This window comes from Panacibacter ginsenosidivorans, assembly GCF_007971225.1.
Lineage (GTDB): Bacteria > Bacteroidota > Bacteroidia > Chitinophagales > Chitinophagaceae > Panacibacter > Panacibacter ginsenosidivorans.
On record NZ_CP042435.1, the window covers coordinates 5469614 to 5494541 of the forward strand.

A 24928-nucleotide genomic window follows, 5' to 3' on the forward strand; every position below is an offset into this window, starting at 1 on the left:
AAAAGTTATTATTATAGAAAATTACAAGGATAATTTCCGCGATGAGAGTGCTGATGAAAATTAGTTAAGTGCTGTATGTTTTGTAACAGCCATAAAAACTTCCTGGATAGCAGCAATAACTGCGGCGGGATCTTCAACATGTATGTTATGTCCGCTGTTCATATCAATTATATGTTTACTGTTTGCAGACAAATGCGTTAAAGCTTCCTGCGATTCTAATCTTTCTTTTTCAAGTTGTAAAGAATCTGCTCTTCCATCAAATCCACCTTTGCCGCGTGTAAGCACGATCAATGGCATATTACCAAGCATATAATCAGGCTGGCCTGTGTGCGTGTACATATCTGCAACATCTTCCGGCGACCAATCCATTTCAGCCTGTACAGTTGGTATAAAATGCGGCTGCGATTGAGCCCATACCTGCATCTTCTGAATACTGTCAGGAAATTTATTAAACAGCGGATCGATTTCGGTATTCAGCGTTACTGTTGCAGTTGATGTATCAGGAGGAGCGGTAAAAAAAGTTTGCGTTGCAGGAGCAACTCTGCCTTTTGCAAAATCACGAATACGCATGGGCTTATCGCTACCCATAAAAATTTTTTGATCTTCCTGGATGGCTTCTACTAAAACCATTCCCGCTACTTCTTTGGGATAATATCTTGCAAAATTGCGAACAAGGAAACCTCCGAATGATTGTCCTACCAAAATATATGGTGGATGTATGCCTGCGTTTATTAATGCTGTATGCAGTTCGAAACAAATTTGTTTGCTTGTTCTTGGTGTTGGTCCGGGCTCACTCCATGCATAGCCTGCCCTGTCATAAGAAACTGTTTTTGTGATCTCCGCAATAGCCGGTTGCACAAGGCTCCAGATAAAAGAAAAATCGCCGCTGCCGTTTTCAAATATTACACATGGAGAACCGTTGCCCTGTATGTTTAAATGAAGTTTATGACCGCCTGCATCAGCTAATGTTCCTGTTGGAGCAATATGATTACTGCCAGGCATTTGTGCAAAGCTGTAATCAACCAAGCAACATTGTAAAAGCATTGTACAAAAAATAAATAAGCTCTTTTTTAATGACGGCATAATTTGATTTTTTATTACTGCATGTTATGTTTTTTAAAATAACGATACAAGGATAAGTATTCCTGTAATAGTTCATTTGGCGAAAAATGCCTTTTTTGCTACACAATTAGGTGTAGGAAAAAATATTCTTGCTGCAACCACAAGAGAACTGCACAAGCAAAAACCTTCTTCTATTGGAAAAGCGAGGCAACGAAAATGCTGTTAAATATTTTTGCCTGTAAAAATGAATCGTCAATGATGGGTAAATACTGTATTCCTGAAAAATATAAACTGCATGAGCACTTTGTATTTGTTATGGCCATAACTTTATTTATTCATGCATTTGCCATATAGCTTTGTAAAGCACCTTTCGATAATCCTTTTAAACCTGTTTGTGTATTGCAATGCATACACTCAATGTTCAGTGCAAACTGGTCTGCCACCTTCTAATCAGATTTTTAATACTGCTTCTAATGGTTTAGGGGGAAGGCTTGCTGCAAACACTGAAGATCACAACTGGCATGTAACAACTGATTCAATAAACGGCGTGTACGCCCCAGCAATCGTAATGGGTAACTTACCGCCTGATTATTATATTAGCATATGGCATGATTGTACATGGATCTCTATTAATCAATCAGGAGCACATAGCCATGATCATCTCTATTTTTATAAGATGAATTTTGATCTTCCCTGTTTTACACCTTGTGGTAAAAGTTATAATGAAGAAGGTACTTTTTGTTTAAGCCTTGATCTGTTAGCTGATAATTCTATTTACGAAATTTATGTAAATGGTATTGCACAAAGCGGCAACCTTGGAGGAATCATTCCTGTTAATGATCCTTACCATGCAGTGAGTGAAGATATAAAGGGCAAAGTTTCTGTTTCATTATGCCATAACTGGAAAGCGGGTAACAATTCTATTGTAGTTGCAGTAGCATCAAGTGCACCGGAAACAGGCATTCTTATACAAGCCTCATCTGTGCTCCCCGATAATGTTTCTAATTATATAACAGATAGTATTTGCGAAGGACATTCATTTAGGTTGGGTAATGAAAACATCACGCAAAAAGGCTATACTTTCAGAACAATAAAAACATCCGGCGGCTGCGATTCAACTATTGTTTTGAATCTCTCTTTAAAACCAAAAGCAATTTCTTCTGTTGATCAATCAATATGCGAGGGGCAGAGTTATCTTGGTCATTCTGTTGCAGGAACCTACACAGATACATTTGCTGCCGCAAATGGTTGTGATAGTATACGCACTTTGCATTTGTCAGTTGTTTCAAAGCCGGATCCTCAAATTGAAATGACTGCAACTTACTGTGAAGGAGATTCGCTTATTCTTTTGCCAGGTAATTTTCTTTCTTACCTGTGGCAGGATGGCTCAACTGAGAATTATTATACAGTTAAAACGCCTGGCTTATATAGTGTTACGGTTGCCAATGCATGCGGTACCACCACAAAGTCAACAACCGTTTCTTCAAAAGCCTGCCAGATCGTTTTCCCAAGTGCGTTCACGCCTAATAAAGATGGTAAGAATGATTATTTTAAAGTGTTAACCCACTATACTTTTGACGAATATGATCTTGTAGTATATAACCGCTGGGGCCAGAAAGTTTTTGAAACAAAGGATGCGTCGAAAGGTTGGGATGGTACTTTTAATGGAAAGCTTCAATCTTCAGGATCTGATTTTATATGGTATTGTAAATTTAAAAGATCAGGCGTGGCTACTGAAATGAAAGGATATGTAGTGCTTATTCTTTAACGATATGTTTTTTGATACCAGCAACACGAATGATGGCATCACCTGTTGCGTCGCACTCTTGTACCGAAAGAAGAAAGGCAACAAGGCAAAAACGAAAAAGGCAAAGAGCTTTTGCATATTTCTATTGTTACCTGCAAACAATATAGTGACATTGAGCTCAACTTAAAGACACGTAAAATCAAACATTATATTTGTTTACCCATTTTATCATTGTTAATAATGATCACAACTGCTTAAAGGAATTTTGTATTTATAAGATTCTTTTAGTGAGATGTTATTCTATTTTAAACTTACTACCTTTGATCCCTTTTTGACAATAACTTGTAAACCAGACGGGATAATAGGGAATGATAAATCTTTATTCCACAGTAAAAAACAGCAACTTATTTTCCAAAATAGAAGTAAGTGAACTTTTATTTGTTGAATACACCTGCATGCAGGAAGAAACCAAATTGGGCCTCTGGTCAAACAATAATTATTTTGCATTTATATCTTCTGGTAAGAAGATGTGGAGAACCATTTATCATTCCTATGAAGTAAGCGATGGTGATATCATCTTTGTAAAAAAGGGTGCCAATTTAACCCACCAATTTTTTGAAGATAAATTTTGTGCTGTCTTCGTTTTCATCCCTGATGATTTCATTAAGTCATTTCTGAAAAAAAATAGTGCGTTGCTTGAAACTTCGCAAAAAGATCTTTCCGGCCAGGATGCTGTTTTACGTATAGAAAAAGATGAATTATTGGAAACTTATTATCATTCCATTCAATCCTACTTATCCTTGTCTCAAAAGCCGAATGAACAGCTCTTGCTACTAAAATTCGAAGAACTGCTTTTAAGCATTTTCTCAAATAAGAATCACAAGGCCTTATCTGATTATTTCATTTCGCTGTGCCAGGATCAGGAATATCATATGAGCAGGATAATGGAAGAAAATTTTGCCTATAATCTTAAACTTGAAGATTACGCCCAGCTATGTCATATGAGCCTGTCTGCTTTCAAAAAATCATTCAAGCGATATTACCTTACCACACCGGCAGCCTGGCTTCAGCAAAAGAAACTGGAGCTTGCATATCACAAAGTACTCCACACAAATTTAAATATCAACCGGATCTCACTCGAATGTGGGTTTGAAGATACCTCACATTTTATCAGGGTGTTTAAGCAAAAACATCATCTCACTCCGCTTCAATTCAGGCTAAAGCAGTCGAAAATGAGTAACATTGGAATTTAACCCGCAAAGTCGATTTATCTGGCTCTTTAGGCGACTCCTTCGCTCTTATCCCATCTACTTTTGCTGCATATTCATTAACATAAATAATTTAAAAATGAAAAATGCAGAAGCGATTTTATCAGTAAAATTCAATTCATCTCTTAGCCCGGATAACCTATTAGAGACCTGTATGGAAGATCTGGAAGATTTCAAAAACGTGCCGGGACTTCTTCAGAAATACTATATCTCTGAAGAATCTACAGGAGCTATCAGCGGCTTTTATATTTTTGAGAACAAAAACGCAAGAGCCACATTCTGGAATTCGGAATTAGCTAAAAATATCCCGGCCAGGTATGGGGTAATAGCGGATACGCTCCGTGTCGAACAATACGAAATGTCGATCGTATTAAATGATGTATTGTTAGCCTGACAAAAAAGGATTTATCATTATGGCCGAAAAGTGGCAACAGTGCCGGCCATAATGATATTCCTATAACTATCATTAAGTGAAAAATATACAAACATTACAAAAACAAAATCATGAAAAATATGCAAAGCCTGGGTAAGATTACAGAAACTACCCGCAACGATAAGTCCAAAGAACTCTTACAACGTCACTTAGGCTATTTTCTGGATAATAATCTCAAAGCATTGATAACTGACTACACGAACGAATCAGTTTTAATTGCCCATGATACCATCTATACTGGCCCTGAAGAAATAAAAGGTTTTTTTGCCAAACTCATGCCTCATTTTCCAAAGCAAAAGTCAAGCTTTGAAATAGATGAAACAGTAATAAATGGTGATTTGGTATATATTATCTGGCATGGGAAGACACCAAGCCTTGACGTTCCCTTTGCAACAGATACGTTTATCATAAAAAATGATAAAATCCAACAGCAGACTTTTGCAGGTCAACTCAAATCTGTTGGGTAATTGTAAGCTTTTTTTTCACCGCCGTGTCTTCGCCTCGAGGAAACGGCGCTTTTTTGAACAGAAAGAAATGGTTTAAATACAGCGTCCTTGTAATCCATTAGTTGACAGATTGGATAAATTGCAGATGCCGTGTATTTGTGTGTTTTATGCAATCCTGATCCCCCATGTATTAAACGATAGCCCTGGATAGGTGTAACAATAATTATGCTACCAGCTTTTGTACCCTGAATGATCTTCGTTGCGTCGCAATCCTTTCATCGTTCTGATTATGAATTGGGCTTTTTAGCTGGTAAAAAGATATGCTGATGAAGTGCTTGCGACGCAAGGATCGATGCCATAAAAATCCACGGTTGGTATCATCCAAAAAATAAAGGCGATGCCACATGGCAAATAAGCTGGTAACAAAAGTTTCTAAATATTAAATGACTTGCTATTGATTTCCACTTATACCTGGCGCATAAGGGAATTGAAGACTTTCATAATATTCTAAATTTTTAGCAGGCTGTTCAAACCCTTTTGGCAATGGCATCCGGGAAAATGTTTGAAAATATAGCACGCATGCATTGCGCCACCACACAGCTTCTTTTTGTTGAATGGTTAACAACATTTGCACCTGTTCAAAACGTTCATCATCTATAAAACCTTTCAGGCTGTTCCACTGCTGCTGCATCCATTTTACGGAATCTGCACCAGCGTAGTATTTATAACATAACTCATCCCATAAACTTCTTCCTGAATGCATTTTATAATTCCATTCAACATGATGAAACCAAAGCAGGTATTTTTCATCGCATGTATGTAAGTCTTGAAATTGTTTGCGCGCCTCAGGTGCATATTGTGCCAGCGCATTGCTGCCTGTTGCGGTTCTGTCGAAGCCTATGCCAAGCGAATCTGCCTTGTGATAATAAACAGGATTCCAATCTGCACGTTGCGCAGCATTATACCAGGGAGCAGGGCCGTAGTGATGACTGTAACCCATGATATGATGCAGGCCCAGTGGTGTCATATAATCAACAGTAATTTCCCTTGATGCAAGCATTATATTTTTTATGGTATCAACAGCGTGTTGAATGTTTGTAAAAGTTTGGCGTATCCATTCATCAGCAATTTGCGCGGCGCTAAGCTCATGATCCCAGGCCAGCCTGCCGAACGCGTACCAGTTGGCTTGTGCAAACGGGTGACCGGTCCAGTCAATATCGCTGCCAATGTTTGCAACAGCAGCCATGCCGGTAAGTTTATGATCTTCTGACGAACCATCGATTACTTTTGATACTGTTGAATTTTTGCCTTGCTCGTAAGTATCAGCATCAAGGCATTCTTTGAAGAGTGGTGCTAAATAAACAAGATGTGTTGAAAAGCCAAGATATTCCTGTGTTAGCTGAAACTCCATCACCAGCGGTGTATGCGGCATGGCGCCAAACAAAGGATGAAAAGGTTCGCGTGGCTGAAAATCTATCGGGCCGTTCTTCACCTGTATCAAAACATTGTTCCTGAATTTTCCATCAAACGGTTTAAACTCATTATAAGCTTGTTTAAAACGGTCATCAGTGTTTTCATTACTATACACAAATGCACGCCATATTACAATGCCGCCGTGTGGTGCTAATGCATCGGCCAGCATATTGGCGCCATCAGCGTGTGTTCTGTTATAAGTTTGAGGCCCGGGTTGCTCTTCTGAATTTGCTTTTACTAAAAAACCGCCGAAGTTTGGTATGTATGTATAGATCTCATCTGCTTTTTGCTTCCACCAGTTTTGCACTTGTGCATCAAGGGGGTCAGCAGTTTTTAAACCACCGATCTCTACAGGTGCACTGAATTTTGCAGATAAATAAACTTTTATTCCATAAGGTCTGAACACTTCTGCAAGTGCTGCAACTTTTATTAAATAATCTTTTGTAAGCATTATTGCATTTGCATTTACGTTGTTTAGTGCAACTGCGTTGATGCCAATAGATGCGTTTGCTCTTGCATAATCTTTATAACGTTTGTCAATATAGTCGGGTAATTTGTGCCAGTTCCAGATGGACATACCTGCATAACCGCGTTCAATAGTTCTGTTTACATTATCCCAGTGATCGAGCATCCGCAATTGAATGCGCGGTGCACTTACTATTGAGAGGTTCTGAATATTTTGATGTGTTTGTAATAAACGAAGAAAGGCGAAACACCCGTAGAGTGCTCCAACCTCTGTATTGCCTGCAATAACAATAACTTTTTTTTGATTGGTTGTTACTGTTTGTATTACATATCCTTCTTTGCCTGCCTTGCTAAAAAAATTACTTGAGATAATTGAATGAATAACGGGATCAGACGAAGTGCCAACTAGTATGCAGCCGTTTGTGATTAAATTTTGTTCTGTAATTTTTTTGTCAAGCAAACCCTGCAAACCATTCAACAATTCTTCTTTGGCTGCAAGTAGGGTAGGTGTTGAGCTTGTAAATTGTATAGATGAAATATTATTCCTGTATTGCTGCAATATTGCGGCATCATCTATCTTGTAATAACGCAGCCATAATTCATAACCATTTTCTGCTTTTATATTGCCCGTAAGTATTACAGTTATAAAGAATAAGAAAAACCTTTTCATATGTTTAAAGCTAATTGTATTTAAAGATAATCTGAAGTATAATAAGAAAGAATGTCGCAATCAGCCATAGTTAATGTCATTATCACACCCCACCAGTTATGCAAAATGCAAATACTTTTATGTTATATTCAACAACGATAAAAAATAATAACATGGCAAGTCTCAATCCGTATTTGACATTTAGCGGCAACTGCAGGGAGGCAATGAATTTTTATAAAGAATGTTTGGGTGGTGAGCTGGAATTAATGCCTGTAGGTGAAACACCTGTTGCCAGTCAAATGCCACCGCATATGAAAGATGCTATTTTACACTCTGTACTTAAGGTCGGCGACTTTGAAATAATGGCAACGGATATGACACCTGAAGCTTTGGTGCAAGGCAACGATATGCACCTCTGCCTTATTTGTAAAAGTGATGTAGAAATTAATTCATTGTTTGCAAAGCTTTCGGCAGGTGGCAAAGTGAAACAACCACTTAGCCCAATGTTTTTTGGGTTGATAGGTACACTGGTAGATAAATTTGGTAAAAGCTGGATATTGGAATTAAATAAACCAGCAGCATAAAATGTACAAATCAGCACTGCAGCAGAAGAGTGCGACGCAACGATGTGAAATTGAAATTATGAAGCTGGGTAAAAAAACCAGGGTAATTTTTTACAACATTGATATAACTTAGTAGTTGCTTATTTTAAAATTGTTTGCATGCCAGTTGTAAAATTTACGAAAGCATTAAAAAGATTTTTTCCAAACCTGCAGGATACACCTGCAAATGGAAAATCATTGCTTGACGTACTTGGTGAGATGGATACGCATTACCCCGGTGTAAAAAGTTACCTGTTGGATGAGCATGGACAACTGCGCAAACATGTAAATATTTTTATTGATGGTAACATGATCAACGACCGCAATAAACTAAACGATACGTTTACTACAGGCAGTGAGATCTATATTATACAGGCGTTATCGGGCGGATAAAATACACAACAACCAACTAATATATTTTTATGAAACCTACACTTTTGCTGGGCACAAGAAAAGGGCTCATTGCTTACCGTTATACTAATGGCAACTGGAAAGTCGAAAATCTTTCATTTGAAGGTGTGCCTGTTTCCATTGCGTATGCGGATCCACGCAATGGTAAATGGTGGGCTGCCCTTGATCATGGTCATTGGGGCGTAAAACTGCATCGATCAAATGATCGTGGCGCAACCTGGGAAGAAGTTGCTGCGCCTGCTTATCCGGAAGGCGAAGAAGTGAAAGATGGTGTTCCTGCCGCAACACGTTATATATGGGCCATGAGTCATGGCGGCAATAATCATACTTCAAGATTGTGGCTGGGTACAGATCCCGGCGGGTTGTTCATGAGTGAAGATGAAGGGAATAGTTTTCAATTGGTGCAATCGTTGTGGCAGCACCCCAGTCGTAAGACTGGTTGGTTTGGTGGCGGCCGCGATTTGCCGGGCATTCATTCCATCGTTGTTGATCCGCGCAATGAAGATCATATACATATTGGTATCAGTTGTGCAGGCGTTTTCGAAACACATGATGCAGGTAAAACATGGGAAGTACGCAATAAAGGTTTGCGTGCAGATTTTTTACCAGACCCCGCTGCAGATATGGGGCATGATCCGCATATATTAGTTGCAGCACCAACAAACCCTGATGCAATCTGGCAACAAAATCATTGCGGTATTTTTCGTACGGTTGATGGTGCAAAGAACTGGGAAGAAGTGAGCGAAAAGGAAGGCCCTGCACGTTTTGGTTTTGCCATGGCAGTTGCCGAAGATAATCCTGACCAGGCATGGGTTGCCCCTGCAGATAGTGATGCAATAAGGGTTTCCATTAAAGGCTCGTTATGTATTTGCCGTACAGATGATGGTGGTAAAACATGGAAACAGCAACGTAATGGTTTACCGCAGGAAAATTGTTTTGATATTGTGTATCGCCATGCACTTGCTACATCCGGCGATGCTGTTGTATTTGGCACCACAACCGGAAATTTATTTATTTCAAATGACAGGGGCGAGAACTGGCAGGTTATTAATAATTATTTACCGATGGTATATTCTGTACAGTTTGCAGAATAATTTTTTTGAGTGAGCTACAGTTTTTATGGCATCTTCGTTGTGTCACTCACTTGTACATTCAAAACTTTATTCAGCTACGAGCCACGAGCTATGAGCTACGAGCAAAACATACAGCTCGGGGCTCGCAGCTAAAAGCTCACGCCTATTCTTTAGCACAAGAGTGCGACGCAACAGGTGATGCCATAACAATAAAAAGCCGGGCTCATTATTTTTTATAAGCCCGGCAAATATTTAAATAAAAAAATAAGATTAAAGCTCACCGGTGTTTAGCCAGTTTGCGCATGCTTCACCAAGATTTTCGATGCACATTTTTTCATAGCGTTCACTGTCTTCTTTTGTAAGTATATCTTTCCATCTTCCATTAACGCCCTTGTTTATAAAAGTATCCGAACCACCATCCCAAAAAGCGCCACCAAGTGGAACACTTTTTACAGAATGTTTTTTCATGTAATCAAAACTACAGTGTTCCAGAATGGCATCCCATTTAGCCGGATCAATTTCTATATTAAGAAAATCTGCAACCTTTTTTATTTCGCCGGGCATGTCTTCTTTCAGTTTTGCAAAATGTATCAGGTGCACATTTGGCAGATCTTTTATGGCCCACCATGAACGAACATTTTCCCAGAACGGCCAGAAAGGATGACCATCTTTGTCGAGCCAATCTCGGTAATATTCAACAATATCGGCTGGTGGTTTTTCTATTGGCGGACCAACACGGCCAGGTGTATCATTTAGTGCATGATACCAATGTTCATTGGCATTTGCGTGATGGTTGTACATGCTCCAGACAACATCACGGCCATCTCTTCCAATATATATGTATTTGGCTTTTGGCGAAAATACAAGCGCATCCACAGGAAGATGTGTTTTTAAAAATCGCCTGTGCTGCTGTTGCTCTACAGCAGGAAGTTTGATTTCTTTTGGTGGAACCCTTAGATCAATCCATGGAGACATTTCTGCTACTTCCATGTCTTCTATACCATTAAAAATAAGCTGTGAAGCGATTTGCTGCAACCACGTTGTACCTGATTTTGCGTAAGTGGCAATCACGATATCATCGTCGCGGAAAATAAAATCGTTCCATACAGTTGAATCAAAATGATGATTATGTAATTCACGTGTTTTCTGTGGCCAGGTAATTGTCTCCATATCTGGGTATGTTTTAAGTTTGAGATAGAAAAATACTAAATATTTCTTCAAATAAAAGGCAGATATTAAAGAATTACTTCAACAAATCTTTTTTAAACATCGGCGCCTTGCGTACTTTAGATAGCTGCTCATAAGCATAAGCAATGGATAGCAATTTCGGCTCTGTATAAGCAGTAGCAAAAAATGAAATACCGATTGGTAAATCATGTACAAATCCCATTGGCACTGTAATATGCGGAAACCCTGAAATAGCTGCTGGTGTTGATAAAGAGAATCCGGTATCATAATCCCCGTTAATAAGATCAATGCAACAAGCCAAACCATTTGTTACACCACATAATGCATCAAGATTATTTTGCTGCATCAGGTCACCAAGCATTTTCCTGGATGCTAATGTTTTAGCAAGTGCTTCAATATATTCTGTGCTGTTAAGATCACCTTTACTGTTGGCAAATATTAATGTTTCCTGTTTAAAAAAAGGCATCGCAGCTGCCTCATTGGCCTTGTTGAAACTGATAACATCGTCCAGGTTTTTCATGGGTGCATTCGCTGCAGCAAGATATTTATTTACGCCATCTTTAAATTCATAAAGCAATACAAGAAATTCAGCATTACCCGTTGCATCATTAAGTGGTTTAATTATTTCTACTTCTGTAATTTCCGCCCCTGCTTTTTTCATCAGCTCAATTGCCTGCTTATATAACGCAACAATATTTTCATTGCCTTCCAGGTGAGATTTTTCTATACCGATCTTTTTCCCTTTCAATCCATCTTTTTGTAAGAACTGCGTATAATCCTTATAAGATTTCCCATTGCTGTTTTGTGTTACTGCATCATTATTGTCAATACCCGTTAATGCGCCCAATAATATCGCAGCATCTTTTACTGTTCTGCACATTGGCCCTGCGGTATCCTGTGTTGCAGAAATTGGAATAATACCTGAACGGCTCCATAAACCTACTGTTGGTTTTATGCCAACCAATCCGTTTACAGAAGATGGCGAAACAACAGATCCGTCTGTTTCTGTACCAATGCTTATGCAGCAAAGGTTTGCGGCTGCTGCACTTCCTGAACCTGCACTCGAGCCAGATGGATTGCGGTCGAGTATATAAGGGCATTTTGTTTGTCCGCCTCTGCTGCTCCAGCCACTCGTTGATCTTGTTGACCTGAAATTAGCCCATTCACTCAAATTTGTTTTGCCCAGTAATACCGCGCCTGCCTCTCTTAAACGTGCCACGATAAACGCATCTTCTTTTGCAATGTTTCCTTTTAACGCAAGCACACCTGCAGTTGTCATCATCTTATCACCGGTGTTGATGTTATCTTTTATCAATACAGGAATACCATGTAGCTGACCACGCAGCTTGCCTGCTTTTCTTTCATTGTCCATTTGCTGTGCTATTGCAATTGCGTCAGGGTTTATTTCAATTACTGCATTTAACTTTGGTCCATTCTTATCAATCGCTTCAATGCGTTGAAGGTACATGCGTGTAATTGCAACGGCCGTGAGTTTTCCGCTTTGCATTTGCTGCTGCAATGCATCAACGGTTGTTTCGCTCAGTTGAAAATTATCTTCAAAAAAATCTTCAGGCGCTGTTTTTTCTTTTCCATCAAAAGCAAGTGCAGGCAATGTTGAAATAGTAAAACCGGCAAGCGAGCTATTGCGCAAAAAATTCCTTCTGTTCATAAAGCAGTATTTGTTTAAAATTAAAGCATCCGTTTTATAAATAATTCAGAATGTTTTTTTGAACCGTGCAGAAGGACCGTTATTAGGCTTCCGTTGCGTCGCACACTTGTACTACAACAATCACATCAGCAAAAAATAAAAGAAAGAATTATCAGGGTACTTATTTACATTGTAGTTGGCTTTGCAATTGAATAAAAAATGTTCGAAATAAAAAAGCCGGGTACAAGATTACCGGCTTTGTTTTTTAAATTATACGATACCTATTTAGCAGAGATTACCTTTCTCGGTTTTATTAACCGGTTTATTTCCTGCTCCCAGTGATTGGTTGTACTCGTGCCGGATTTTTCCTGGTTATCTGCATGCGACTTATTCATCTTGACAAATTGTTTACTTACGCCTTCTGTGAGCCTTGGAGTTGGCGTAATTCTGTCAATACGTGCACGTAAGCTGCCCTGCAACATTTCCATCTTGTCTGAAATATCGTTGATTACCTGCTTTGTACCAAAATAAGTTGCCTGCCACCACTTACCCGTAGCAGGGTCAAGCCAGCTTAGGTAGCCATTTCTCAGAATCTGTTTGGGTGCTGTTACAGCTCCGGTATAACTGTAACGAACAGCAGGGGAACTTACAGGATCAAAATAGTTAGGCGTATAAAAATCACTAAGCATAATGCCATTAACAGAGTAGGCAAACTTATCATCTTCGCATGGGTCCGCAACCTCCACAAGATAATTTACACGCCCTTGTCCCTGTTTTATGGAGCCCGATGAAACCATCCTGCTGCCAAACGGATCAACCAGCATTTCACACATCTCATGACTGCTGGTCAACGCCCAGCCTTCATCAAACTGCACAAGCGCAAATGGTTGCTTGTATTTATCTGTGTGATAACCCGCGGCCCCCGATTCATGAATATTGTCTTTAATGATGATTGGCCAGTAACCACCAGGAACATCTTTCAACAATTCAAATGCATCTACGGTGGCTTGTATATCCCATATTGGCCCAAGATCTCTTGTGGCCTGTTTTTGTAATGCAGCAGCAACTTTCGAAAGATCACTGGTTTTAATATGGCGCGTTTTACTAACCAGTGCAATGTGGTGTGTTAACATAAAAAAAGTTTTAAATGAACAAGTAAAAATCCCCTCTTAAGTTAGTAACAATAATTAAGAAATTCAAGAAACGGACATGTTATAAATGGCTTCGAATTTTTTTTTGTGATACCGGCAACATCTTTTATGGCATCGTCTGTTGCGTCGCACTCTTGTACAATCGGAATTAAACGCAACAACGTAAATAAATCTTTTTTAGACATTTAGTTTATAACGATCAAATTGTAATTTGTGCAAACACACCAATCGTTTATGAAAAAATTTTTTTTTGTACTGCTGCTGTTACCTGCAGTCACAATTGCACAGGATATATCCACCATTGCAGAGAAAACAAAAGGAATGAAAAAGTATGAAGGCTTGTTTAATTTTTACTGGGATGAAAATAATGGAAAGATATTCCTTGAGGTTAATAAGCTTGATAGTGAAATTTTATACCAGGTATCATTGCCTGCAGGTTTAGGTTCCAATGATATCGGGCTTGACAGGGGATTGCTTGGGGATACGAAGATTGTAAAATTTACAAAGGTTGGAAGAAAGATATTGTTATTGCAACCGAATTACGGTTACCGCGCAGTAACGGATAATGCAAATGAGAAAAAAGCAGTTGAACAATCATTTGCACAATCGATCATTTGGGGATTTACAGAAATTGCAGCATCGCATGATACGATACTTGTAGATGCTACAGATTTTCTTATGCGGGATGCAATGAATGTTTCAAACACGATCAGCAGAATGAACCAGGGAGCTTATTCACTTGATCCATCACGTTCTGCAATGTATATGGAGCGCACAAAGGATTTTCCTTTGAACACAGAGTTTGAAACAACTATAACGTTTGTAAATAATTCAGGCAATGCAGGAAATTATGTTGCCGCTGTTGCGCCATCAACAGAAGCAATAACTCTTCGCATGCATCATTCATTTGTTCAGTTGCCTGATAATAATTACAAGCCACGTGTGTTTGATCCGCGTTCAAGTTTTTTTGATATCAGTTATTACGATTATAGCACACCTGTTTCCGAGCCGGTCATAAAATATTTTGTTTGTCGCCACAGGCTTGAAAAGAAATATCCAACTGCAGCAATAAGTGAAGCGGTAAAACCAATCGTTTACTACGTTGATAATGGAACACCCGAACCAATACGCAGCGCATTGCTTGAAGGCGCTGGTTGGTGGAACCAGGCTTTTGAAGCAGCGGGATTTAAAAATGCATTCCAGGTAAGAATATTACCTGATGGTGCAGATCCAATGGATATAAGATATAACATGATCAACTGGGTACATCGCTCTACTCGTGGCTGGAGTTATGGTGCTGCGGTTATTGATCCACGCACAGGAGAGATCATAAAAGGGAATGTAACACTTGGTTCATTGCGGGTGCGACAGGACTATTTAATTGCCCAGGGTTTATTAGCACCATTCGAAAATGGCTTACCAAAAGATGATAAAATGTTGAAGATGGCACTTGCAAGAATAAGACAACTGGCTGCACATGAAGTTGGTCACACACTTGGGTTGATGCATAATTATTCTGCAAGTACTGTTGAGCGCTCAAGTGTGATGGATTATCCGCATCCACTTGCAGCTTTAGATGCTAACGGAGAAATTAATTTAGCCAATGCTTATGAGAATAAAATAGGGGACTGGGATAAAACTTCTATTACATGGGGCTATTCAGAATTTAGTAATGGCACCGATGAACAGGAAGTGTTAAACAATATTCTTACTACTGCATATAAAAAAGGTTTGCGTTTTTTAACAGACCAGGACGCAAGACCTGCAAGCGCTTTGAGCCCTTATGCGCATTTATGGGATAATGGAAGCAATGTAATTGATGGATTAAAAGATGTAATGAAAGTTCGCCAGCAGGCGTTGAATAAATTTGGTGAGAACGATATTCGCCCTGGAACACCAATGGCAATGCTGGAAGATGTATTGGTGCCTGTATATTTTGGTCACAGGTATCAATTAGAAGCAGTAACAAAATTGGTTGGCGGCCTTAATTATAATTATGCATTGAGAGGAGATGGGCAAATTACTACGAAAGCAATTTCAAAAACAGAACAACAAAAGGCATTGAATGCAATTATTGATTGTATTGATCCAAAAATTTTGATGTTGCCTGATAAAATTTTTTCGCTCATTCCTCCAAGGCCCGCTGGTTATAATGATTCCAGGGAATTATTTAATAAGCGCACAGGACTTGCATTTGATGCTTTGTCACCTGCAGAAACTGCTGCAGATTTTCCGCTGTCTTTTTTGTTTAATGCAGAACGTGTTAGCCGCATGGAGCAATACGCTGCCAATGGCGGTCTGGGCGTAAATGAAATGATCGATACGCTTATTAAACGTACATGGAAAGCGCCACGCAGAACAGGTATGGAAAAACTAATTCAGCAACAAACGGAGCAGGTGTTGCTTACTTACATGCTTGCACTGAGTGTAAACAACGATGCATCTTACCAGGCAAGAGCTGATGCAAAGAAAGCGCTTGCAGATCTCAAAACTTTTATTGATGCGCAAATGAAAATTTCAAAAGATGAATCTTATACTGCACATCTTATGCTGGCATTGGACAGAATGAAAACGCCTGCAGAGGCAAAGCCAACTTTGCATGAAGAAATGCCACCGGGCGCACCAATCGGTTGTGATATTGATGAATAATTTAAACGATATTTTAAATAATAGAGCCGGTAATTTATTGCCGGCTCTATTATGAGACAAACCATAGTATTTTATGGCATCACCTCTTGCGTTGCACACTTGTACTTTCTAAACAATTATGGCCTATGAGAACATAATAGGATTTGTTATTATAAGTCATACGTATAGGTTTGTGTATGGCTGTGTGGTGTAATAACCTGTTGGTACTAATCTATCTTCATAGTGTAGGCAAAGTAAGTCTGCAAAAATATTTATTTTTCTTGTAATATTAACTAATGGTTATCTTCCGGCAAGGAAGAATATTGAAGACAATTTTTCAAACACAACCTTAAATAAAACATGAAACAAAAAACACTAAGCCTTTTGATATTGTTGATTTTTTTGGCAGCTTACCTTTCCGGACGATCACAAACAAGCGACAACTCAGTTGATGTAAAACCGCACTGGAAAGTAGACGAAGCTCATTCGGTAAAAATAATAACTACCACATCAGATTTTAGTAATGGCAAAACACAGAATTATATTTCGAACTTTGAAGCAAATTTTAAAGTGCTTGCAATTACTGATAGCGGGTATCAGGTTGAGTGGACATATACAGATTCAAAATTAGCCAATAACGAACCAGTACTTGAAAGTCAGATTATCGCTAAGTTGATTAATGTTAAGATGATCATCAGGCTTTCAAACACTGGCAGGTTCAAGGAACTTATAAATGTAAATGATGTGAAAGCTTTTGCCGATAAATCAGTAGATGAATTAATTGCAGGCAGTTCCTCAAATCCAACAATGAACATTCAGTATAAAGCTGCAAAACAACTTATTACTACAAAAAAAGGATTAGAGATTGCTTTACTAAAACAAATTAAGTTTTATAATTTTTCTTTCGGATTTACTTATAAGCTCGACTACGTGCAAACAAATGATATTAAGTTCCCTAACCCGCTGGGAGGACAACCTTTTGATGCAGTTGAAAAAGTGCAACTAACCAAACTTGACAATAAGAGCTCAACTTGTGTCATAGAAACCAATAAAACGATTGATGGTAACGCCGTAAAGGCGGCGGTAATCGAGTATGTAAAAAAAATATCGAAAGCAGACGCAAAAACAATTGACGATGAAATTGGAAAAGCCAATTTGGAAATTTCAGAAAGCACAATGCAACAAATTGAATTTTCAAAAGGCCTTGTTCAAAAATCATTTTTTAAAAGAACAATGAATTTAGGGTTTCAAAATAGGACATCAGTTTTAGAAATAGAAACACTTGACTAACACTGCTTGCAATAAAAATACATTTCTATATTCTTTTTTTAACGTAAGGGTATTTTCCTTTGAGGATATCATATGCACTATAGCTTCTCCGCAATCAGCTCATTTATCTTCAAACCGCACAAGTGAGTGACACAACAGGCGATGCCCTGAGAGACACAAGCCTGTAAACAAATTTTCTTTTGTCTTTTTCTGCGCACTTTTTTTTAAACAGATGATTTCATGTTTTGGTAAATAAAAATCATGCTTCGGGAATTTACAACCTGTTAATGAACAGCAAACTTTCAATTTAGCATGTCAGGAATTTATTCACACTTTCTTAGTGAATAAACAATGTAGTCAACACACTAATCTGTTGCATCATGCTAAATGCGAAATCAATTATTGAATATGCGTTGAATGAAATGCAACTGTTGATCATTAAGACTGGATGTAACCTCATGTGTACATATAATTTAAAAAACGCACAACCAAAACATCAATTATTATGAAAAAAATTGTCTTTCTTTTTTTAATGGCAATGCTAACTACGGTTATGGCGAGATCGCAGGTACGTAGTGTTAGCGGTAAGGTTGTTGACCAAACAAATAATCCTGTATCGGGTGCCACCGTTACAGTTAAAGGAACCAGCAATGCAACTGCAGCTTCAACAGATGGTGTTTTTACCATTCAGGCAAAGGCGGGTGATGTGCTTGTAGTTACTGCCATTAATTTTGATCCGGCAGAAATAAAAGTAGGATCATCAACTGCTCTTCTTACCATTGTTATCAACAGAACATCCAATGAATTACAGAATGTGGTTGTAACAACTGCACTGGGTATTCAAAGACAGGCGAAAGATCTTGGTTATTCTTCTACAACCATTACTAATAAAACGCTTACACAAGGAAAGAGCGTTAATATAGAACAGGCTTTAAATGGTAAGGTTTCCGGCTTGAATATCTCTACAGTTAACAGTGGTGTATTTGAAAATGCCAAGATCAATATTCGTGGCATTCGTTCATTAACGGGTAACAATCAACCCATGCTTGTTGTGGATGGTGCACCAACACCATTGGGTTATCTTTCTTCTATTCCGCCGGATGATGTGCAGAGCTTAACAGTGTTGAAGAGCGCTGCATCTGCAGCCATTTACGGCCCTGATGCAGTTAATGGTGTGATAGTAATTACAACCAAGCGTGGTGGTAAAGTTCCTACTGTTACATTAACTTCTACATTGCAGGCAACGCAGGTTTCGTTCTTTCCAAAGATCCAGAAAGAATTTGGAAATGGTGCCGGTGAAGTAATAGACCCGTATGGCAATTATGGTTATGTGCCTTACGAAAACCAGCAATACGGGCCTGCATTTGATGGAAGTATTCAACCTGTTGGCAGACCATTGGAAGATGGCTCTATACAAATGCTGCCATACACCAATGCGCATTACAAAGACAAAATAAAATTTTGGAATACCGGTTTTACCTGGCAGAATTCTGCAACCATTTCAGGTGAAGATTTTTATGTAAGCATTGAAGATGCAAAAATAAAAGGCTTAATTCCAGATGATCAAAACAGGCGTACCAGTTTCCGTTTTAATGGCAATAAAAAGTATGGGAATTTTTCTGTTAACTATGGCCTAAACTATATACTTCAGAACTACGACGTAGTAAATGAAGCAGGTTTGCAAAATTCTATTCCCGGTGCATATAATGGTGGTTTGTTTTTTCTTGTAATGCAGGTGGCAAGCAATGTTCCGCTGCTTGATTATAAAGATTGGCAGAATGGCAAGTTCTCTACTTACTCAAATTATTACAATGATTTTGCTGTTAGCCCATATTGGTTCATTGGAAATATAAGAACAAAAGGCCGCAGCGATAATCTTATTGGAAATGTTGATGTGAATTATCAATTATTTCCATGGCTGAAAGCCACTGCACGCCTGAGCTCTAACCTTTCTTTTGCAAACTTTAAAAACACCAATGCGCCAATTGTTGTTTCAGATTTTGCGCATGCAACAAGGAGCCCGACAAATTTCTCCAACCAGCCAGGTTCTGTGTTTGATGATGAAAGTTATGTATCACGCATTAATCTTGATTATTATTTAAGCGGTGATCATAAAATAACAAAAGACCTGAATGTAAAATATGTTGCCGGTGGAACAGTAAGACAAAACCGCACCAAAGACATAGGTATTGGCGGTAACAATCTTGTAGTGCCACAATTGTTTAATGTCGCTGTACGTAGCGGAGATGCTTATGTGCCAACATTTAACGGTACAACCAATAACAGCACCAACACTTTACTGGGCAGTTATAATTATGATATTCTGTCAAGGCTTATTTCTGTTTACGGAAGCATTGGCTTTAGTTATAAAAGTTGGGCCAATGTAGAATTTACCGGAAGAAATGATTGGGATAGCAGACTAAATAAAGCCAACCGATCATTCTTTTATCCTGCAGCAAACCTGTCAATAGTTCTTTCAGATGCAATACCCTCTTTACAAAACAGTGCTGTAATTTCTTATTTGAAAGTACGCGGTGCTATCTCTAAATCAGGTAATGTAAATCTTAATCCATATTCGCTGTCTTCAACTTATTCGCAGCCGATAAACTTTCCTTATGGAAATGTTGCCGGGTTTACTTCAGACCCAACTATTCCTGATGCAAGCATAAAACCAGAGTTTGTAAACACAAAAGAAGTTGGTATTGAATTAGGATTTTTAAAGAACAGGATAAATGTTGAAGCAACTTACTTCAATCAAAATAACACCAACCAGATCTTATTTGTTTCTCAGTCTACTACCACAGGTTATGCTTTTGGTTTAGCAAATGCTGCAGATTTTAAAAACTATGGTGTTGAAATGGATCTTGGTTTAAGCCCTATTGTTAAGATTGGTAAAGGCCGTATTGATCTAAAGCTGAATGCAACTTATAACGATAATAAAGTTACACGTACACTTGGCAACACATCAGTGATCGTTGGTGGTACCAATAATTTTATACAAACGTCTACCAGCTCACCAACAGCAAATAATATAGCCGTTGTTGGAATGCCTGCATTTGCCTTCCAGCTTACAGACTATGCAAGAGATCCTGCAACAGGAAAAGTAATTGTTGATGCTGTTACCGGTATGCCTTCCCAGGCTGGTTCGCAGGTTATTAAAGGAAGATCAATACCTCTGTGGGTTATAGGCGCTACTCCATCTTATTCAATTGGTAATTTTTCTTTTAGCATGACGTGGGACTACAAAGGTGGTCATGATTTCTTCTCTGGTCTTGGAACAGATATGGACTTCGCGGGTATTTCTGCAAGAAGTGCAGAATACGGCCGTCAGCGTTTTGTTTTTCCAAACTCTGTGTATTGGGATGGATCAAAATATGTTGACAACACAAGCATACAGGTACAGGATGGTAACTATGGTTTCTGGTCTGCAGGAAATGTAAACACGGCCATCGCTACCAACTATTTTTCAAGTGCTGCATCTATTCGTTTGCGCGAAGTAAATATTTCTTATACCCTGCCAAACAAATGGATCGCAGGAACAAAGTTCATTAAGAAGGTTACTGTTGCTGCAGTTGGTAAAAATCTCCTGTTGTTTGTTCCAAAATCAAATCAATGGGGAGATCCTGAATTCAACTATTCATCGCTGGGCAATACGTTTGGTCTTGCAAGCTCGTTCCAGTCACCGGCTTCAAGATTATTCGGTGGTTCATTGCTTGTACAATTCTAACTGCTTAAAATGTTTAGAGAGATTTTTTTGAACCAAACAATTGTAATGAAATGAGGCTTCTGTTGCGTCGCACTCTTGTACTGTTGAATAGCTATGAGCAATTAGCTGCGGGCTACGAGCTCTCTTGAAAAGAAAATTTTATGCCCGAAGCTCACAGCTCGCCGCCCGAAGATATGCAGCACAAGTGAGTGACACAACAGCAGCCAAATAGCAGCAACGCAGTTAAGTACAAAAAATTATAAATAGTTGAAACACTGATAAAAATAATTAAACTGATTATACATGAAAAAAATACAAAACAGCATATTGATTGCAACACTTGCACTGGCATCTTGCCTGGCAGGTTGCAATAAAGATTATCTGAATGTAAACAGCGATCCCAACCGCACTACAGACGATAACATAACGCCTGATCTCATATTTACACAGGCCGCAACCAATGTTGCAATGAGACACATAGGCGCTTCTCCGGGAAGTGAAGGCTCAACCATCGACCTGCAATTTGCGCAGGACTGGGTTGGCTACATGTCAAATACCGGAGACTTTGCACTACCGCAAATTGAATCATCTTACAACATAGACTTTGCTTTTGGCGATAATGCATGGCAAAGAGATTACGGAACATTGTTTGACCTCTACCAGGCAAAAACAAAAGCACTTGCAAATGGCAATAAGGTATTGGCCGGTGCTGCAATGATCTTATCTGCAAAATTATTCCAGGATGTTGTGGATACGTATGGCGATGTTCCTTACAGCCAGGCTTTTCAAACAAATGTTTACAAGCATCCTGTTTATGATAAAGCACAGGATATCTATAATGATCTGCAGTTAAGTCTAGATTCTGCCATCATCTACATGGATGAGGATGCCCCTGCATCTTTTGCAACTGTAGATGTGGTAAATCATGGCGATCAAACAAAGTGGCAAAAATTTGCAAACACACTTAAGCTTCGTTTGCTGATAAGACAATCTGAGGTTCCAGGATTTAATCCGGCAACAGAGATCGCTAAAATAGAAGCAAAAGGTGGTGTGCTGGGTGCAGGTGAATCAGTATCTGTTAATCCGGGTTTTTCAAATGCACAATACAAACAATCTCCTTTCTATGGCAATTATGGTTTTACTACCACAGGAAATAAAGCCGCCACAGGCTATGCGCCTAACAATTATATTCTGAACATTTTAGGCTCTACCAATGATCCAAGAATCGAAAGGTTCTTTACAACAGTTGGCGGCTTTTATGTTGGTTGTGATTATGGGTTGATTACTGGTAATCCGTTTGGCGCACAAGCCTCTTATTTTGGTGAGGGTATAGCAAAAAGTGGAGATCAGGATCAATGGCTGATCCCATCATTTGAAAGCATGTTCTTTGAAGCAGAGGCTATTGCCAGAGGATGGATGCCCGGTGATGCAAGAACAGCTTTTGAAGCTGCCATAACAGAATCATTTGTTTGGCTTGGTGTGGAAGATGCAGAAACTGCGGCCGCAGATTATATTGCCAATACAGATATTGCCAACTGGGATAATGCCGGAGAAACCGCAGAAGACCAGGCTAAATTTATTGCATTGCAGAAATACATAGCCATTACCTGTATAGACGCAAGAGAAGCATGGGCAGACCAAAGGAGATTACATTTTTTACCCGAAGGTTTTATAACGTTTAACCCAAGCAGGCTTGCAGATGAGTTACCGTTGCGCTTACTATATCCGCAAAGTGAATACACTACCAATGCAGAAAGCGTGCAGGCTGTTGGAACCATTAACCAGTTTACCACAAAAATTTTCTGGGAACCTTAATCGAACTTACTGACTAAAAAAGAAAACTAATATGAAACTACATAAAATAAATTCTTCTGCATTAGCCGTTGCGTTAATGGCTGTAAGTCTTACAGGTTGCCTTAAAGACAAGGATTATGACAATGGCCTTATTCAATCTGTGCATGCAACAGGTGCGACACCAAGCGTGGTAGAAATAAAATTAACAGCAGGAGATGTAAGCAATTTCCTGATTGCATCTTACGATAATTCTGATGCAGATACAACTGTTGATCTGATACCTGTAAATCTTGCAACACATGATGCCGCACCGGAAGACCTGCATATAACATTATCGCCAAAGCAGAGTTTGGTGGATAATTATAATGCAGCAAATGGAAGTGAATACGGAGATCCATCTGCCTTCTTTTCTGTTGAAGATGGCGGCGTGGTAACCATTCCAAAAGGCTCCCATACAGGATTTTTGAAAATAAAATTTAAACCTTCTGATTTTCTGGGAGGCGCATGGGCCGTTGGTTTTGAAATAACCAGTATCCAGGAATCCGGTTATACTATCAGCGGGAATTTGAAGACGGGTATCGTAGCTTTAGTTATCAAAAATGCATACGATGGTATTTATACATCTACAGGATATTTGTATCATCCAAGTGCACCACGTAGTCTGGCTGATAACAAAACAGTTTCAACCATCGACGCCAATACTGTATCGGTAACATTAGGTGATCTGGGTGGTGCCGGTTATGAAGCCTGGCTTACCGTAGATCCTGTTACCAATAAGGTAACTGTAACAGCAGCCCCCGGCGCAGCAGGTGCACCCTATACGCAATTTGACGATGGATTACCAACAACAAATCCCGGCTATACAGCACAATGGGATGGCTCTGCTCAGTGTAACAATACTTATGATCCCGCAACGCATACTTTTTATGTTCGCTATGGCTACCAGGGATCAACTGGCTGGCGGGTTACAGAAGAAATACTGGTAAAGCAATAAATAAAACAGGAACCAAAATTGTAAAACCGTTTCAACTATTTTGAAGCGGTTTTTTTTATGATAGTATACTTTTTCCCTATCTGATGTAACACGTATTAAACCAGGTTGCGTCGCACTCTTGTACTTCCTGTTCTTTGCTCACCAAAGCGTAAACCGCTGAAGAGTGCGACGCAACGAAAGTATAATAGTAGTAATGTAGCCCCGGCTCATAAAAGTTATTACACAACCATTGTAAACTCTATGACTAATTGTGCAGCTGTTTTTAAACAGTTTGCATGATTAATTATTTAGTCATGAGCGAAACAAAAGCTACTTCATTAGAACATCAAAAGGAAACGGTAAGAGTTGAAACATTTAGCGATGGCGTTTTTTGTATAGCTATTACGTTATTATCGATAGAGATAGGAGTGGAGGTTACAGGGCATACGACAGATAAAGATTTAACTGAAGCACTGATCAGTAAATGGCCGATATGTCTTGCCTATGTAATTAGTTTTGTAAATGTGCTGCTGGCATGGATCGGGCATCATGGATTGTTTAAAAACTTGAGAGATACTGACAATGCTGTAATGATAAGTAACGGTTTGCTCTTAATGCTTGTGGCGTTGGTGCCATTTCCTACAAAAACATTGGGTATGTTCCTGATAACTGATGCGCTGAAAACAGCAGTTATATTTTATACCGGCTATTTTGTACTGATCAGTATTGCTTTTAAACTGCTTTGGTACACTGCATCTCGTAACAAAAATTTATTGGTGCACGGTATTACTGATGCACAAATAAACCAAACCACAAAAAGTGAAAATATTGGGTTAGTGTGCAACATTATTATAATGCTGGTTGCATTCATTAATCCATGGATTTCGTTGTTGTTAAGTTTTGTAATGTGGATCTATTGGATATGGATAGCATAAAAAAGCA

18 protein-coding genes are annotated in these 24928 nt (G+C 38.9%); 13 read left to right on the forward strand and 5 right to left on the reverse strand.

Annotated elements, in window-relative coordinates:
* Positions 1-60: 60 nt before the first annotated feature.
* Positions 61-1002, reverse strand: a complete 942-nt coding sequence (locus FRZ67_RS23050; protein ID WP_158638440.1) for an alpha/beta hydrolase — start codon at positions 1000-1002, stop codon at positions 61-63.
* Between the two features lie 484 nt (positions 1003-1486).
* Between FRZ67_RS23050 and FRZ67_RS23055 the strand changes: the two genes are divergently transcribed.
* The 4 genes from FRZ67_RS23055 to FRZ67_RS23070 all read left to right on the forward strand — a co-directional run bounded on the left by FRZ67_RS23055 (position 1487) and on the right by FRZ67_RS23070 (position 4977).
* Positions 1487-2830 (forward strand): T9SS type B sorting domain-containing protein, encoded by a 1344-nt coding sequence (locus FRZ67_RS23055; protein WP_158638441.1) that lies wholly within the window; start codon positions 1487-1489, stop codon positions 2828-2830.
* 434 nt (positions 2831-3264) lie between these two features.
* Positions 3265-4062 carry a helix-turn-helix transcriptional regulator gene (locus FRZ67_RS23060; protein WP_158638442.1) on the forward strand — a complete coding sequence of 266 codons (798 nt, stop codon included), beginning with the start codon at positions 3265-3267 and terminating at the stop codon, positions 4060-4062.
* 94 nt (positions 4063-4156) lie between these two features.
* Entirely contained in the window at positions 4157-4471 is a 315-nt protein-coding gene (locus FRZ67_RS23065; RefSeq protein WP_147192917.1) for a YdhR family protein, read from the forward strand.
* Between the two features lie 110 nt (positions 4472-4581).
* Positions 4582-4977: a nuclear transport factor 2 family protein gene (locus tag FRZ67_RS23070; RefSeq protein ID WP_147192918.1), complete on the forward strand. Its 396-nt coding sequence runs from the start codon at positions 4582-4584 to the stop codon at positions 4975-4977.
* Positions 4978-5407: 430 nt separating this feature from the next.
* Here the strand turns inward: FRZ67_RS23070 and FRZ67_RS23075 are convergent, their stop codons facing one another.
* A complete protein-coding gene (locus tag FRZ67_RS23075) occupies positions 5408-7564 on the reverse strand; it encodes an alpha-glucuronidase family glycosyl hydrolase (protein WP_147192919.1) in 2157 nt (718 codons plus the stop codon).
* A gap of 152 nt (positions 7565-7716) precedes the next feature.
* Between FRZ67_RS23075 and FRZ67_RS23080 the strand changes: the two genes are divergently transcribed.
* The 3 genes from FRZ67_RS23080 to FRZ67_RS23090 all read left to right on the forward strand — a co-directional run bounded on the left by FRZ67_RS23080 (position 7717) and on the right by FRZ67_RS23090 (position 9650).
* Complete coding sequence (locus FRZ67_RS23080) at positions 7717-8127, forward strand: VOC family protein (RefSeq protein WP_147192920.1); 411 nt, start codon at positions 7717-7719, stop codon at positions 8125-8127.
* A gap of 138 nt (positions 8128-8265) precedes the next feature.
* Entirely contained in the window at positions 8266-8538 is a 273-nt protein-coding gene (locus FRZ67_RS23085; RefSeq protein WP_147192921.1) for a MoaD/ThiS family protein, read from the forward strand.
* A 29-nt stretch (positions 8539-8567) separates the two neighbouring features.
* Positions 8568-9650 (forward strand): WD40/YVTN/BNR-like repeat-containing protein, encoded by a 1083-nt coding sequence (locus tag FRZ67_RS23090; RefSeq protein WP_147192922.1) that lies wholly within the window; start codon positions 8568-8570, stop codon positions 9648-9650.
* 249 nt (positions 9651-9899) lie between these two features.
* Here FRZ67_RS23090 and FRZ67_RS23095 read toward each other — a convergent pair whose 3' ends face one another.
* The 3 genes from FRZ67_RS23095 to FRZ67_RS23105 all read right to left on the reverse strand — a co-directional run bounded on the left by FRZ67_RS23095 (position 9900) and on the right by FRZ67_RS23105 (position 13598).
* Positions 9900-10799: a sulfotransferase domain-containing protein gene (locus tag FRZ67_RS23095; protein ID WP_147192923.1), complete on the reverse strand. Its 900-nt coding sequence runs from the start codon at positions 10797-10799 to the stop codon at positions 9900-9902.
* A gap of 73 nt (positions 10800-10872) precedes the next feature.
* Positions 10873-12486 carry an amidase gene (locus FRZ67_RS23100; RefSeq protein ID WP_147192924.1) on the reverse strand — a complete coding sequence of 538 codons (1614 nt, stop codon included), beginning with the start codon at positions 12484-12486 and terminating at the stop codon, positions 10873-10875.
* A 260-nt stretch (positions 12487-12746) separates the two neighbouring features.
* Positions 12747-13598 carry a hypothetical protein gene (locus FRZ67_RS23105; RefSeq protein WP_147192925.1) on the reverse strand — a complete coding sequence of 284 codons (852 nt, stop codon included), beginning with the start codon at positions 13596-13598 and terminating at the stop codon, positions 12747-12749.
* A 252-nt stretch (positions 13599-13850) separates the two neighbouring features.
* Between FRZ67_RS23105 and FRZ67_RS23110 the strand changes: the two genes are divergently transcribed.
* From FRZ67_RS23110 to FRZ67_RS23135, 6 genes are all read left to right on the forward strand, one after another.
* Positions 13851-16265 (forward strand): zinc-dependent metalloprotease, encoded by a 2415-nt coding sequence (locus tag FRZ67_RS23110; protein ID WP_147192926.1) that lies wholly within the window; start codon positions 13851-13853, stop codon positions 16263-16265.
* Between the two features lie 339 nt (positions 16266-16604).
* Positions 16605-17534, forward strand: a complete 930-nt coding sequence (locus FRZ67_RS23115) for a hypothetical protein (RefSeq protein ID WP_147192927.1) — start codon at positions 16605-16607, stop codon at positions 17532-17534.
* Positions 17535-18018: 484 nt separating this feature from the next.
* Complete coding sequence (locus FRZ67_RS23120; RefSeq protein ID WP_147192928.1) at positions 18019-21240, forward strand: SusC/RagA family TonB-linked outer membrane protein; 3222 nt, start codon at positions 18019-18021, stop codon at positions 21238-21240.
* A gap of 282 nt (positions 21241-21522) precedes the next feature.
* Positions 21523-23034 carry a SusD/RagB family nutrient-binding outer membrane lipoprotein gene (locus FRZ67_RS23125; RefSeq protein ID WP_147192929.1) on the forward strand — a complete coding sequence of 504 codons (1512 nt, stop codon included), beginning with the start codon at positions 21523-21525 and terminating at the stop codon, positions 23032-23034.
* Positions 23035-23065: 31 nt separating this feature from the next.
* The gene (locus FRZ67_RS23130) at positions 23066-24007 is read left to right on the forward strand and encodes a BT_3987 domain-containing protein (RefSeq protein ID WP_147192930.1); all 942 of its coding nucleotides are present in this window, start codon (positions 23066-23068) and stop codon (positions 24005-24007) included.
* 293 nt (positions 24008-24300) lie between these two features.
* Positions 24301-24921 (forward strand): TMEM175 family protein, encoded by a 621-nt coding sequence (locus FRZ67_RS23135; protein WP_158638443.1) that lies wholly within the window; start codon positions 24301-24303, stop codon positions 24919-24921.
* The last annotated feature ends 7 nt before the right edge of the window (positions 24922-24928 follow it).